This window comes from Paraglaciecola marina (assembly GCF_004360155.1).
GTDB classification, from domain to species: Bacteria; Pseudomonadota; Gammaproteobacteria; order Enterobacterales; family Alteromonadaceae; genus Paraglaciecola; species Paraglaciecola marina.
In genome coordinates this window covers 108138-122232 of the sequence record NZ_SAIS01000010.1, presented here as the reverse complement: position 1 = coordinate 122232, position 14095 = coordinate 108138, and the positions used below count along the sequence as shown (strand labels likewise).

Sequence of the window (14095 nt, the reverse complement as noted above, 5' to 3'; positions counted from 1 at the left end):
AGCAATATTATTTCATTAAAACCAGCTAAATGGGTTGTAAACAATTGATATAGCTTGGCTATAACTTCAATGTTATTATTGTTCGATACTTGGTGTAATAAGCGTTCAATATTCTCGTGTTAAAATTCATAACCTCTATAGTTAAGTCAATCGTCATTGGAGTGATGATCGCTTGTGTCATACTTTTTCTTGTTCCCAATTTACGCCAAGGAACGGGTTTACCTTTGGCGGTTTTCTCTGCAGAGCCTATTTCAACCAATAAAATGAGCTTTAATAGTGCAGTTAACGCATCTGGCCCTGCCGTGGTTAATATATATAGTCAAAATATCGAAAACGCTGGATACAACCGCCGCCAAGCAGTTGAGCGCACAAGTTTGGGCTCTGGAGTCATCATGACTTCAAACGGTTATGTATTAACTTGTTACCATGTAATTGCTAACGCAAAACTCATTTTAGTGGCATTGCAAGATGGCCGACTTGAAGAAGCACAAATTGTTGGATTTGATGCCGTTACAGATTTAGCTGTCTTAAGTATTCCAGTAGATAATCTACATGCGATTCCACAAATGGAAGATCCAAAAACATTAGTTGGAGACGTTGTTTTAGCTGTCGGCAACCCATACAACTTAGGGCAAACCGTCACCCAAGGTATCGTAAGCCGAATAAGCAATAATGGTTTAAATAACTATTTTGATTACATTCAAACCGACGCAGTGCTTAATGAAGGGAACTCTGGTGGAGCCTTAGTTGATAGTGAAGGCTACCTAATAGGAATAAACAATGCTAATTTTAAAACTAGAATTAGTCGTAACAGAGTAGAATCAGTTGACGGCGTTTCATTTGCGGTTCCATACACTTTGGCAAAAAAAGTCATGGATGAAATAATTTCTACGGGCAAAGTCACCAGAGGTGCCTTAGGCTTTGCAGGAGAGCCAAATAACTTGGGCGACATGGGAATTTTGGTAACAAGTGTATACAGCGGAACTCCAGCGGAAACGGCAGGTTTAGCCGTCAAAGATTTGATAGTATCAGTTGGAGGACGCCCAGCGACTAATATCCGTAAAACCTTAGATTTCATAACAGATACTCCCCCTGGTACCATTTTAGACATCGAAGTAAACAGAGACGGCAAGCTCCTCAATTTAGCCATGCAGGTTGCAGAACTTAAGTAATCTTGAGCTTACCTAGTAGTAACTATAAAGAGGTCTATAGCACCTCTTTATAAAAACAAGTTAAGTAGCCAGACTGCTAAACAATGCTAATCATTTGACCCTTTTAATATTAGCGCCCAAACCATTGAGCTTAGTTTCAATATGTTCGTAACCTCTGTCTAAATGGTAGATTCGGTCTACTATAGTTTGTCCCTCTGCTACTAGGCCTGCGATCACTAGACTTGCTGAAGCCCTTAAATCAGTCGCCATAACCTGTGCACCTTTTAAGGTTGATTGGCCATCACATACCGCACTGTTACCCTGTAATGAAATAACAGCCCCCATTCTTTGTAATTCAGGTACATGCATAAATCTATTTTCAAATATGTTTTCTGTTACCACACCTGTACCTTCAGCCAAACAATTAAGGGCAACAAATTGCGCTTGCATGTCGGTCGGAAAGCCAGGGTGTGGAGCAGTTTTTATATCAACACTTTTCAATACACCAGATGTCATGTCTAACTCAATCCAATCTTCACCAGTGGTTACTTTAGCGCCTGCTTTAGATAATTTATCTAATACCGCTTCTAGAGTTTTAGGGGCAGCATTAACACAGCGTACTTTGCCCCGAGTTACTGCCGCGGCAATCAGAAAAGTTCCTGTTTCAATACGATCGGGTAAAACCCAGTAGTTGCAGCCTTGTAAAGTTTCCACACCCTGTATCACAATTTTGTCACTGCCAGCATGAGAAACCTTTGCTCCCATAGCATTCAAACATTCTGCTAGGTCAACAATTTCTGGCTCTCTAGCAGCATTTTCTAGAATAGTCTCACCCTGTGCTAAACACGCAGCCATCATAAGGTTTTCGGTAGCACCAACACTCACTACATCCATAAAGATGTGAGCGCCTTTTAACTTTCCATCAACCGAAGCGCGAATATAACCCGCATCAACATCGATCTTTGCGCCCATTTGCTCTAAACCTTGCAAATGCAGGTTTACAGGACGAGCGCCGATTGCACAACCACCAGGCAGAGACACATTGGCTTCACCAAATTTTGCCAATAATGGCCCTAAAACTAAAATAGAGGCACGCATGGTTTTAACGAGTTCATAAGAGGCGTCAAACTGATTTATGGTGCTTGGATCTATCTCTACTGATTGCCCATCACGTCTAGCCGCTTTTGCTCCTAACTCTTCTAAAAGCAATAAGCTGGTGTGTATATCTCTAAGTTCAGGCACGTTTTCAAAGATACATGGCGAATCAGCTAAGATACTCGACATTAAGATAGGTAGGGCAGCATTCTTTGCCCCCGAAATAATGACATCACCCGATAGAGGCAGACACGCCTCGATAACTAATTTATCCATAACACTACTCTAATTGAAATATGCCTACAAAAAGGTAGTTGGTAGGCTTTTGTCAGAAAACTGAATTTTGGCTCTGTAACTAACAATTGAATTATTGGGGAAGGTTAAACAACTTTTCTCGTTGCCATTGTGCTTCAGTAAAGGTTTTTATTGAAACAGCATGCATACTGCCTTCAGCAATTTGTTCCGCAAGTGGCGCGTATACAAATTGTTGTTTTTTTACTCGGCTCATATCAGCAAAAATATCACTGATAGCTATCACCTGAAAATGTGAACCTTCACCACTAACATGAACCTCTGCAAGATTTAAAGACTCTTTCAATAGGGTTTCAATTTGTTGATTATCCATGGTCGCTCCTAAAGCGCGAAAAAGGCGGCTATTGTACAGATAAAAAGTTATCTACGTCGCTTATTTTCGCGAGATTAATTAAAGTAACTGGGACATTTTTTAACTGAAACTGGATATGTTGTTGTTTGCTTTGTCTCAACAAATTCACCAACCAAGCCAAACCTGCCGTATCAACATCACGCACTCCTGCTAAATCAACAATAGGCAACACAGTGTTACTTTTATCTTGCTTAGCATTCAAGTCACTCAGCGAGTTCTTCCACGCAGACGTTACCGTATTACGATTTAAATCACCTTGAAGAATAAAATGTCCATCTGATGACTCAGATACAGAGAAACTATTCACTCCACTATACCTTTTTCGCTGCTTCTAAATTAATAGGTTTGTTGATGGTTTGTTTCATCATATCCATTACAGCATCAAGCCCATCTTTACGTAACATAGATTCAAACTCACCTTGCTTAGTAGATAACAAACTAATACCTTCAGCTACCATGTCGTAAGCTTTCCACTCATCTGTTTTCTTATTTTGACGTAATTTAAAGGCTAGATTTATATCGGGTTTTCCTGGCTCTTTGACTATAGCTCTTACTGTAACAGTGGTTTCATCAGTAACTTCTCTCACTGGTTGAAACTCGACTTCTTGTCCATTGTAGTAAGCCATAGCTAACGCATAGGTGGTAATCAAATAAGAACGGAATACACTGATATACTCAGGAAATTGCTCTTTGGGTACTATCTTATAGTGTTTGCCTAAAACCTTTAAAGCCGAAAACTTATAATCAACATGGGGTAACAACTCTTCTTCCATCACTTTTCGTAAAAGTTCTGGGTCTTTTTGAATTTCTTCATGCTCCCTTTTGATTCTATCGAATGTTATTGTGGCTACTTCTTGAAGCATGGCATAAGGGTTAGTACTTTCTGCTTGAGCAGTCATTGAAGCGATTGCAAATAATCCCGCTACCAGCCCCTTAAAAAATCGATTTGTCACGTTATCTCTCCACTAATTACTGAAAATTAATCATCATTGCTACTAAATAAGAATTGACCAATAAGGTCTTCGAGTACCAATGCCGATTTTGTGTCTTCTATGTAGTCACCTTGTGCTAGGTTTTCAATACCATCGATTACAAAGCCAGGTTGGAAGCCTACATATTGCTCTCCTAATAAGCCTGAAGTTAAAATCGAAACAGAGCTTGTTTCTGGAAATTCACTAAATTCAGTCGAAATACTCATTTCAACAACGGGCGTAAAATCATTCTTACTTAAGGTAATATTATCTACCCTACCAACTGTGACACCGCCAACCTTTACTGCTGACCTTACTTTAAGACCGCCAATATTATCGAATTTGGCGTAGAGGGTATATGTATCAGTACTACTGGACATACTGTCGTTAGCCACTTTTAACGCTAACATAAGACCAGCCGCAATAGTCAATACGACAAAGATACCGACCAATAACTCTGATTTTCTGGATTTCATTCCTATTTTCCTCTACTCAATACCAAACATTAATGCTGTTAAAATAAAATCTAAGGCCAACACTGTTAGAGATGAATATACCACAGTCTCAGTTGTCGCCTTGCTTATCCCTTCTGAAGTTGGGATTGAATCATACCCCTTAAACGTTGCTATCCATGTAATAACAAAAGCAAATACGACACTCTTAATTACGCCGTTGATTACATCTTTATCCCAGTCAACGGTTGACTGCATTATTGACCAATAACTCCCGGCATCTACACCAAGCCAATCTACGCCAACCATATGGCCACCTAAGATCCCAATTGCACTAAAGAGTAATGCCAACATAGGCATAGAAATAATCCCAGCCCATAACCTAGGAGATATCACTCTGCGTAAAGGGTCAACAGCCATCATTTCTAAACTACTAAGTTGCTCTGTTGCTTTCATTAAACCAATTTCAGCGGTCAGAGCAGAACCAGCTCTACCAGCAAATAATAAGGCTGTCACAACGGGCCCTAACTCCCGTAATAATGACAACGCAACCATAGGACCCAAACTCCCTTCGGCACCGTACCCCACTAATATGGTGTACCCTTGCAACGCCATTACCATGCCAATAAACAGACCAGACACCACAATAATAAGTAATGACTGCACGCCTACCACATGGATTTGTTTAATCAGCAAGGGGAACATTTTTACAGGCTGAGGTTTAGCAAGAATAGCCCCGATTAACATTAAGGTGGCTCTACCAAACAAACTAAAACGCTCAATTGTCGCTGCGCCAATAGTTATCAGCCAATTCATAGTTCACCGCCTAGGAACGCTTCCTCGATTGAACTTGCAGGATAATGAAAAGGAACTGGGCCATCAGCTTGCCCCTGCAGAAACTGCTGGACGAGTGGCGAATCACTGTTTTTAATTTCTTCTGGTGTACCACTACCTATTACCTTTTTTTCGGCCAAGATATAGATATAGTCTGCAATAGTTAACACTTCTGTGACATCATGAGTGACCACAACACTTGTTAATTGCAAAGCATCATTTAAAGCTTTAATTAATTTAACTAACACCCCCATAGAAATGGGATCTTGCCCAGCAAAGGGTTCATCGTACATGATTAACTCAGGATCTAATGCAATAGCTCTCGCTAACGCGGCTCTACGAGCCATACCTCCAGATAATTCTGCAGGCATTAAATTTGCTGCTCCCCGCAAGCCAACAGCTTGAAGCTTTAACATCACAACCGTATGGATCAAAGCTTCTGTGAGTTTGGTATGTTCTCTTAGTGGAAAGGCAATATTATCGAACACTGTCATATCAGTAAAAAGTGCACCGCTTTGAAATAACATACTCATTTCGCGACGTACTTCAAATAATCTACGGCGGCTAATATTAGGAATAGATTCCCCTTTAAACCTAATATCACCGGAGTCTGGGGTTAACTGCCCCCCCATTAAACGCAGCATAGTGGTTTTACCTATGCCACTGGGCCCCATTATAGCCGTCGTTTTGCCCTTTTTTATGCGCAGTGATATGTCGTCGTATATTATACGACCACTACGACTAAAGGTAAGATTGTCTATTTCAATCAAGTTTTCCATTGATTTAGCAGTATTCCAATTTTAAGTAGATGTATTTACGTTTATTACTGAACTAGAGGGCTATTGTATTCGCTTTCTGTATTGAATAACAAAGAGAAAAAGTAACAAAGTGTATTCATTTTCATTAAATTCTTTCCTCTATTTTGAAATTGTCTCAAAGGCCAAACAGGTTAAACATTAGAATCCTAGAATTTAATCCCCAAATCTGATGTGTAACCTTGATTTATTCAACTACTAGACCAACACCAAGAAAGAAAAGTTGCAAAATATTTATTACTAACTCCATATGCAAAGCAATTGCTTTTTGAGACAATTAACTATTATAGCGTTTGAATTGTATTACTAATAGAAGTGAGCTTGTGTGATTTTAGAAGCCGGTTATTTTTTAGTTTGGTTAGTTGTTCTGAGTTGGGCAGCAGATAGATTTGTTTACGGCGCTTCAGCTTTAGCCAAAAACATTGGTGTTTCGCCAATGATTATTGGTTTAACAATTGTAGCGATGGGCTCATCAGCACCAGAAATAATGGTTGCTGCAACAGCATCTTTTAATGGCGTAGCCGATACCGCTGTTGGCAACGCCCTTGGCTCCAACATCACCAATATAGCCTTAGTTCTTGGCTTAACAGCCCTACTGAAGCCTTTATCAATTGCTTCAAGTACCCTAAAAAAAGAAATGCCAATCCTGTTATTAGTGTGTGTAATGGCAGTTTATTTCCTTTCTGATTTCGTACTCACACGTTTCGAAGGAATAATTCTTATCATGCTCTTTTTTGTCACAATTGGTGGGTTGACTTGGATGTCATTAAATATGGACAAAGGCGATCCCTTAGAGCCTGAAACTGAAAATGAAATTCCCTCAAATGTGACTACCAGCAAAGCCATTTTTTGGGTTATCGTTGGCATGATAGTATTACCACTAAGTGCTCACTTTATGGTGGGTTCTGCTGAAATCATAGCTAGATATTTCGGTTTAAGTGAATTAGTGATTGGTCTCACTATTATTGCGATAGGCACTAGCTTACCAGAACTAGCAGCCTGTATTGCAGGGGTGCTCAAAAATGAAGACGATCTGGCCTTAGGTAATATCATTGGTTCAAACATATTTAATATTTTAGCGGTACTCGCAATGCCTGGCCTGATTTCCCCTGGAACAATAGACAGTAATGCAGCCAGTAGAGATGGATACGTTATGCTTGGGTTAACTGTTTTGCTGATAATATTTAGTTTTAATTTTAGAGGCTCCAGACGAATTAACCGGGTGGAAGGTTTATGCTTACTGGCTTGTTTTGGTGCTTATCAATTTTTATTGTTTAGTTAATCATAGACATGACAAAGTTTAAAAAATCTGCGCTACGAGTATTAGAAATTGAAACTCAAGCTATTGAGCAATTGACTCAATATATTGATGATGACTTTACTAAAGCATGTGAGCTTATTATGAGCTGCAAGGGTAAAGTAATAGTGTCGGGTATGGGTAAATCCGGTCATATTGGTCATAAAATATCAGCTACCCTCGCCAGTACTGGAACCCCTGCCTTTTTTATGCATCCAGCTGAGGCCAACCATGGCGACTTGGGCATGCTGACTGAGCAAGACATACTGTTAACTATTTCTAACTCTGGAGAAACTGCAGAACTATTAGCTTTAGTCCCAGTGGTAAAGCGCCTCGGTGTAACAATTATTGCTATGACAGCCAATGTGAATAGTACCTTAGGCAAATATGCCGATGTTAAACTTTGCGTAAAGGTCGAAAAAGAAGCCTGCTCTCTTGGCCTAGCTCCTACTTCTAGCACCACAGCTACCCTAGTTATGGGTGACGCTCTAGCTGTTGCTTTATTAGATGCAAGAGGGTTTACTTCTGAAGACTTCGCCATGTCTCACCCGGGTGGCTCTTTAGGGAAACGGTTGTTATTGAAGCTTGACGATATCATGGTAAAAGAAGAAGCCTTACCTTTAGTGTCGCCAGAGCAGACTTTAAGTACAGTGTTATTAGAAATTTCTAAAAAAGCTCTAGGTATGGCGGGAGTAGTAGATAATGCTGGAAAATTACTCGGCATTTTCACAGATGGCGACCTTAGACGTGTATTAGACGATAGAATAGACGTACATCGGGTGCAGATAAAAGACATCATGACCAAGAATAGTATTACAGCATCATCAGAGATGTTAGCAGCCCAAGTACTAAAATTAATGCAACAACATAAAATTAACTCATTATTTGTAATCGACTCAGATGATAAACCAGTGGGAGCTATTAATATGCAACTGTTGCTTCAAGCAGGAATAATTTAATCATGGCTATTGATACCCCATACGGACAATTAAATAGTCAACTATTTGAGCAACTGTCTACCATAAAATTACTAGCCTGTGATGTCGACGGCGTTTTCTCCGATGGACGTATTTACATGGGACAAAACGGTGAAGAGTTAAAAGCTTTTCATACCCGTGATGGCTATGGTGTCAAAGCACTCTTAAATGTAGGTATTCATGTAGTTGTCATTACCGGACGCCGCTCAAAGATGGTTGAAAACAGAATGACAGCGTTAGGGGTTACACATATATTGCAGGGCTGTGAAGATAAACAACCTGCACTAGAAGCGTTGCAAAAAGAGTTATCAATTACTGCTGACGAAACAGTCGCAATTGGTGACGACATGCCTGACCTAGGTATGTTTAACACTGCCAAGCTTAATGTTTGTGTTAATGATGGCCACCCATTAGTTGCAAATAAGGCCCATTACGTAACACGCACCAAAGGCGGATTTGGTGCGGTGAGAGAGATATGCGATTTAATCCTATTAACTAAAGGACAACTCACCAATATTCATGGCGCTAGTGTATGAGTCGTTTGACTGTATGTATTTTAGTGTTGTTTAGCTTAGCTTTGGGGCTCGTCTTACCTAGTTGGTTGAAAGAAGATAAACAACAAAATTTACCGGAAACTGAAGAAGCTTGGATCCCCAACTACCAAGCACAAAAAATGAAAAGCACGCTATATGATAAATCCGGTCAAATTAATCACCAAGTCTATGCAGAAAAAATGGAAAACTATGACTTATTAGGCTTCACACTATTTAAGCAACCAAGTTATTTGTTATATGCCCAAACGTTACATTCTTGGCAAGTCGACGCAAAAGAAGGGACGCTATACGAGGATCAAAGACTACAATTCGAAACAGATGTAAGAGTGACAAGTTTAAATAAAGAAGGATATGTGCAAACTATTCGTACTAATTTTATTGAAGTCAATTTAACCGACAAAACCATGTATTCAGATCAAGCTGTAGAAATTGTTGGTCCAAATTATGTCATTAATAGTAATGGCTTTACCGCAAACCTAGAAACCCAAAGATACGAGCTACTTAATCATGTCAAAACCGTTTATCAACCTTCTGCATCTCGCTAGCTTTATAGCGGCATCGATATTCTCGGCGCAGTGTCTAGCCGGCAAGGATGACTTTAATCAGAAGATTGAGTTGTCTTCTTTGTACCAGCAAGCAGACGGTATAGCTAAAAAAGCATTTCATGAAGGCAATGTTGTCATCAAGCAAGGTACTTTAGAATTAAAAGCGGATGAGTTAGAAATAGATGCAAGCGCCGGCGATGGTAAAGAAATATTCATTGCCAAAGGTAAACCTGCCCAATATTCGCAACAACAAGAAGATGGCAGTATAGTTACTGCCAAGGCAAACAGAATTGAATATCAAAGAGAAACCAGAGCTTTATCCTTATCTGGTGGCGCCGAAATAGAACAAAACGCAAGTAGCGTAAAAGGCGAGTCTATCGTGTTCAATATGGAACTTGAACAAATTATTGCTCAAGGTGATGAGAAAGGAAGTGTACCTGTAATCACAACCTTTCAACCTGTCACTAAAGAAAAAACTAAAACGAAAAAACAGCAGGATAAACAACCTTAATGGCCCTATTAAAAGCTAGCCATTTAGCAAAGTCATACAAATCTCGCCAAGTGGTAAGAGATGTAAGCCTTGAAGTATCGACGGGACAAATAGTGGGATTGTTAGGACCAAACGGTGCCGGAAAAACCACTACTTTTTATATGATTGTAGGCTTAGTCCCTTTGGACAAAGGTGATATATACATAGATCAACAAGAATTAACCCTGCAACCCATGCATGTTCGAGCTAGGCAAGGTATAGGTTACCTTCCACAAGAAGCCTCAATCTTTAGAAAGTTAACCGTATTTCAAAACTTAATGGCGATACTACAAACTCGCAAAGAATTATCTAAAGAACAAAGAGAACAACAAGCGGATGCTCTACTCGACGAGTTTAATATCAATCACATTCGTAATAGTTTAGGTATGAGCCTATCTGGTGGTGAAAGGCGGCGAGTTGAAATAGCTAGAGCCTTAGCGGCTGATCCAGACTTCATCTTACTGGATGAACCCTTTGCAGGTGTTGATCCTATATCAGTTAACGATATTAAAGTCATAATTCAACATTTACGAGATCGTGGTTTAGGTGTATTAATAACAGACCACAATGTGCGAGAAACCTTAGATGTATGCGAAAAAGCTTACATTGTTAGTCACGGAGAATTAATTGCGTCGGGTACGGCGGAAGAAGTTTTAAGTAATCAACGTGTAAGAGATGTATACCTAGGTGAGCAATTCAGGCTATAGTTAACACATTAATTAACGCGGCTGATAAATACATTACATTAAATATAAGAAGTGAATGAAACCCTCTTTACAGTTAAAATTTAGCCAACAGCTCACAATGACACCTCAGCTGCAGCAAGCCATTAAGCTGTTGCAACTGTCTACTTTGGATTTACAGACGGAAATTCAAGAAGCTCTTGATTCTAATCCACTACTTGAGGTTGATGAGCAACCCGAAAGCTCCAATGGCGATAAAGCTCTTGAGACGAATCACTCCGCTGATAGCGCTGAGAAAGCAGCCGAGCAACAAGATGTAAACGTTGACAGTGTAGAAGCTGGCGATGCCCTACAAAATAATGACATCCCAGAAGATTTGCCCCTAGACAGCACTTGGGACGAGTATCTCAGCGCATCATCTGCTCCAGCACCTTCATCGTCTTCTTCGAGCTCAGGCTCCATAAGCGACGACGATCAAATATTCCAAGGGGAAACCACAGACAATATTCAAGATCATTTATTGTGGCAAATGCGCTTAACTCACTTTAGTGAAACCGACATAGCTATAGCCATGGCAATTATCGACTCCATAGACGAAGCTGGTTATCTAACTATTAGTACTGAGGAAGTACTTGCAAGTATGGATGACGAAGAAATTGAACTAGATGAAGTTGAAGTTGTACTTAAGCGTATCCAGATGTTTGACCCAATTGGGTCTGGAGCACGTAGCGCACAGGAATGTCTGCTAATTCAACTAAGACAATTTGCACCAGACACACCTTGGCTAGAAGAAGCTAAAATGTTGATTGCTGATTACTGTGATTTAATCGGTAGTAAAGATTATCGTACCTTAATGCGTAAGACTCGCATGAAAGAAGACGAATTACGTGAAGCTATGCGTTTATTACAAACCCTGAACCCAAGACCAGGCACAGCCATAGTAACAGGTGAGTCAGAGTACGTTATTCCAGATGTATCGGTAGCCAAAAAGAACGGTCGTTGGACAGTAGAGCTCAATCCAGACAGTTTGCCAAAGCTCAATGTCAATCAGCAATATGCAGCCATGAGTAAAAGTGTCAAAAGCTCATCTGACAGCCAGTTTATACGATCTCACCTACAGGAAGCCAAGTGGTTCATTAAAAGCGTTGAAAGCCGTAACGACACCTTACTGAAAGTATCTAACTGTATAGTACAACAACAAATGGGCTTTTTTGAACATGGCCCTGAAATGATGAAACCTATGGTATTAAACGATGTGGCCGAAATGGTCGACATGCATGAATCCACCATTTCACGGGTAACTACTCAAAAATATATGCACACTCCCCGCGGCATATTTGAGCTTAAATACTTCTTCTCAAGCCACGTTGCCACAGAAACAGGTGGCGAATGTTCTTCTACTGCTATACGCGCTTTAATTAAGAAGTTAGTCGCAGCAGAAATGCCCAGTAAACCATTAAGTGATAGTAAAATTGCTCAATTGTTGGCCGACCAAGGAATTATGGTGGCACGGCGAACAATCGCAAAATACCGGGAATCATTAATGATCCCCCCGTCAAATCAACGTAAGAGCCTGTTATAGGCGAATTAAAGAAGGAAAAGGCGATATGCAAATTAACCTTACCGGTCATCATGTAGATATTACAGATTCTTTGAGGGACTACGTAGACACAAAATTCACTAAATTAGAACGACATTTTGATCACATTAATAATGTACACGTGATTTTAAATGTAGAAAAACTTAGCCAAAAAGCCGAAGCCACATTACATCTCAGTGGTACTGAGGTCTTTGCCACTTCAGAACATACAGATATGTATGCAGCAATTGATGGATTAATAGATAAACTCGATCGACAGGTGTTAAAGTACAAGGAAAAGCAACAACGCCACTAATCTAAAATTCGTGACAATAATTAGAATGTGCTAATGGAAATTAAAGATATCCTTCACCCTGACTGCACCATATGTGCAGTTCAGGGTGCAAGTAAAAAAAGAATTCTGGAACGTATCAGTGATATTGCTACTCAGCACATATTAGAGATTGATCAGGCCACCATTTTATCTAGCCTAATGTGCCGAGAAAAAATGGGCAGCACAGGAATTGGTAATGGTATTGCTTTACCCCATGGGCGACTTGAAAACCTCGAAGAAGTCATTGCCATAGTTGTGACTAGTGAAACTCCTATCGATTATGAAGCCATAGATAACGCTCCTGTCGATGTGTTTTTTGCGATTTTAGTTCCAACCGAAAAAGCTTCTGAACACTTAGGAACCTTATCGGCGATAGCCGCAAAACTCACTAACAAAGAAACCTTAAAAAAGATGCGTTCTGCAACCTCAGATGAAGAACTATTCAAGGCTATAGTATAATGAAACTTATCATCATCAGTGGCCGTTCGGGTTCAGGTAAATCAGTAGTGTTACGTTCCCTAGAAGACTTAGGCTATTACTGTGTAGACAACATCCCAGTTAATCTACTGCCCACCTTAATTCACACTGTAGTTGATGAATATGATCAAGTTGCTGTAAGTATTGATGTACGAAACTTACCTAAAGACCCAAATGAATTAGTAGAAATACTCAACTACTTACCACCATCTTGGAATATGACGATTCTTTATTTAGATGCCAGTGATGACATTCTAATAAAGCGTTTTAGTGAAACTAGGCGCTTGCACCCTCTTTCAAAGCAAAATAAATCGTTATCTGCAGCTATTCAGGCTGAAAGCCAATTGCTTGCCCCAATAGCAGAACGAGCCGATTTATATTTAGATACAGACCAACTATCAATACATCAGCTGGCTGAACTAGTAAGAGAAAGAATCTTAGGTAAAAAAAGCTCTAGATTGGTCTTAGTATTTGAATCTTTTGGATTTAAACACGGTACCCCAAAAGACGCTGACTATATGTTTGATGGGCGTTTTCTCCCCAACCCACATTGGGAACCAGACCTTAAACACCTCACAGGTTTGGATGCCCCTGTACAAATATTTTTGGGGTCACAACCAATCGTCACTAAATTTATTTGGCAAATTCAAAACCTGATATCTACTTGGTTACCTCATTTAGAACGTAATAACCGCAGTTACGTTACTATTGCTATTGGATGTACTGGCGGCCAACATCGTTCAGTTTATGTAGCAGAAATGCTAGCCAAGACCTTTACCGACTCTCACCCAGATGTTCAAATAAGACATCGTGAGCTTAATCGTTAAGTTGGAGAAAACCAGCTATGCCTACATTTGAAAAAAACCTACTTATAGTGAATAAGTTGGGATTACATGCAAGAGCAGCCACACAACTTGTGCAACTTACCAATAAATTCGATGCAGAAATCACCCTGCATTTAGGCGAGAAAACAGCCTCAGCGAATAGTGTATTAGGCCTAATGATGCTCGAAGGAAACCAAGGTAAAGAAATTAGATTTGTGAGCGAAGGTAAAGATGCTAAAGAGGCCCTCGATGCTGTGGAGGTATTAGTCGCCACTTGTTTTAATGAAGATGAATAAACGTATAATTTCTCACCT

19 protein-coding genes are annotated in these 14095 nt (G+C 39.9%); 12 read left to right on the top strand and 7 right to left on the bottom strand.

What is annotated here, in order from left to right; all coding sequences use genetic code 11:
• The first annotated feature begins 164 nt into the window (after positions 1 to 164).
• A complete protein-coding gene (locus tag EOK74_RS14705; protein WP_133470848.1) occupies positions 165 to 1172 on the top strand; it encodes a trypsin-like peptidase domain-containing protein in 1008 nt (335 codons plus the stop codon).
• A gap of 90 nt (positions 1173 to 1262) precedes the next feature.
• Here the strand turns inward: EOK74_RS14705 and murA are convergent, their stop codons facing one another.
• The 7 genes from murA to EOK74_RS14670 all read right to left on the bottom strand — a co-directional run bounded on the left by murA (position 1263) and on the right by EOK74_RS14670 (position 5946).
• Positions 1263 to 2522 (bottom strand): UDP-N-acetylglucosamine 1-carboxyvinyltransferase, encoded by a 1260-nt coding sequence (gene murA, locus EOK74_RS14700; protein WP_133470783.1) that lies wholly within the window; start codon positions 2520 to 2522, stop codon positions 1263 to 1265.
• Positions 2523 to 2613: 91 nt separating this feature from the next.
• Positions 2614 to 2871, bottom strand: a complete 258-nt coding sequence (locus tag EOK74_RS14695; RefSeq protein ID WP_133470782.1) for a BolA family protein — start codon at positions 2869 to 2871, stop codon at positions 2614 to 2616.
• Positions 2872 to 2899: 28 nt separating this feature from the next.
• Entirely contained in the window at positions 2900 to 3217 is a 318-nt protein-coding gene (locus tag EOK74_RS14690; protein ID WP_133470781.1) for an STAS domain-containing protein, read from the bottom strand.
• 4 nt (positions 3218 to 3221) lie between these two features.
• Positions 3222 to 3809 (bottom strand): MlaC/ttg2D family ABC transporter substrate-binding protein, encoded by a 588-nt coding sequence (locus tag EOK74_RS14685; protein WP_133470847.1) that lies wholly within the window; start codon positions 3807 to 3809, stop codon positions 3222 to 3224.
• A gap of 80 nt (positions 3810 to 3889) precedes the next feature.
• Entirely contained in the window at positions 3890 to 4357 is a 468-nt protein-coding gene (gene mlaD, locus EOK74_RS14680) for an outer membrane lipid asymmetry maintenance protein MlaD (protein WP_133470780.1), read from the bottom strand.
• Between the two features lie 12 nt (positions 4358 to 4369).
• Positions 4370 to 5149, bottom strand: coding sequence for a lipid asymmetry maintenance ABC transporter permease subunit MlaE (mlaE, locus tag EOK74_RS14675; protein ID WP_133470779.1), 780 nt, complete (start codon positions 5147 to 5149; stop codon positions 4370 to 4372).
• On the bottom strand, positions 5146 to 5946 hold the full coding sequence (locus EOK74_RS14670) for an ATP-binding cassette domain-containing protein (protein ID WP_133470778.1): 801 nt from the start codon (positions 5944 to 5946) through the stop codon (positions 5146 to 5148). The genes mlaE and EOK74_RS14670 overlap by 4 nt, the downstream gene beginning before the upstream one ends.
• A 361-nt stretch (positions 5947 to 6307) precedes the next feature.
• On the opposite strand from EOK74_RS14670, the gene EOK74_RS14665 reads away from it, so the two are divergent.
• The 11 genes from EOK74_RS14665 to EOK74_RS14615 are packed head-to-tail and all read left to right on the top strand — an operon-like array spanning position 6308 to position 14077.
• Entirely contained in the window at positions 6308 to 7264 is a 957-nt protein-coding gene (locus EOK74_RS14665; protein WP_133470777.1) for a calcium/sodium antiporter, read from the top strand.
• 8 nt (positions 7265 to 7272) lie between these two features.
• On the top strand, positions 7273 to 8238 hold the full coding sequence (locus tag EOK74_RS14660) for a KpsF/GutQ family sugar-phosphate isomerase (protein WP_133470776.1): 966 nt from the start codon (positions 7273 to 7275) through the stop codon (positions 8236 to 8238).
• 2 nt (positions 8239 to 8240) lie between these two features.
• Positions 8241 to 8792 (top strand): 3-deoxy-manno-octulosonate-8-phosphatase KdsC, encoded by a 552-nt coding sequence (gene kdsC / locus EOK74_RS14655; RefSeq protein ID WP_166638782.1) that lies wholly within the window; start codon positions 8241 to 8243, stop codon positions 8790 to 8792.
• On the top strand, positions 8789 to 9355 hold the full coding sequence (gene lptC, locus EOK74_RS14650) for an LPS export ABC transporter periplasmic protein LptC (RefSeq protein ID WP_133470774.1): 567 nt from the start codon (positions 8789 to 8791) through the stop codon (positions 9353 to 9355). Before kdsC ends, lptC begins: the two co-directional genes overlap by 4 nt.
• Positions 9318 to 9866 carry a lipopolysaccharide transport periplasmic protein LptA gene (gene lptA / locus EOK74_RS14645; protein WP_133470773.1) on the top strand — a complete coding sequence of 183 codons (549 nt, stop codon included), beginning with the start codon at positions 9318 to 9320 and terminating at the stop codon, positions 9864 to 9866. Before lptC ends, lptA begins: the two co-directional genes overlap by 38 nt.
• Positions 9866 to 10591: an LPS export ABC transporter ATP-binding protein gene (gene lptB, locus EOK74_RS14640; RefSeq protein WP_133470772.1), complete on the top strand. Its 726-nt coding sequence runs from the start codon at positions 9866 to 9868 to the stop codon at positions 10589 to 10591. Before lptA ends, lptB begins: the two co-directional genes overlap by 1 nt.
• Before the next feature lie 55 nt (positions 10592 to 10646).
• Positions 10647 to 12149, top strand: a complete 1503-nt coding sequence (locus EOK74_RS14635) for an RNA polymerase factor sigma-54 (protein WP_133470771.1) — start codon at positions 10647 to 10649, stop codon at positions 12147 to 12149.
• A gap of 25 nt (positions 12150 to 12174) precedes the next feature.
• Positions 12175 to 12462, top strand: a complete 288-nt coding sequence (hpf, locus tag EOK74_RS14630) for a ribosome hibernation promoting factor (RefSeq protein WP_133470770.1) — start codon at positions 12175 to 12177, stop codon at positions 12460 to 12462.
• Between the two features lie 33 nt (positions 12463 to 12495).
• Positions 12496 to 12939: a PTS IIA-like nitrogen regulatory protein PtsN gene (gene ptsN / locus EOK74_RS14625; RefSeq protein WP_133470769.1), complete on the top strand. Its 444-nt coding sequence runs from the start codon at positions 12496 to 12498 to the stop codon at positions 12937 to 12939.
• Positions 12939 to 13784: an RNase adapter RapZ gene (gene rapZ / locus EOK74_RS14620; protein ID WP_133470768.1), complete on the top strand. Its 846-nt coding sequence runs from the start codon at positions 12939 to 12941 to the stop codon at positions 13782 to 13784. The genes ptsN and rapZ overlap by 1 nt, the downstream gene beginning before the upstream one ends.
• A gap of 17 nt (positions 13785 to 13801) precedes the next feature.
• The gene (locus tag EOK74_RS14615; RefSeq protein ID WP_133470767.1) at positions 13802 to 14077 is read left to right on the top strand and encodes an HPr family phosphocarrier protein; all 276 of its coding nucleotides are present in this window, start codon (positions 13802 to 13804) and stop codon (positions 14075 to 14077) included.
• Positions 14078 to 14095 lie beyond the last annotated feature (18 nt).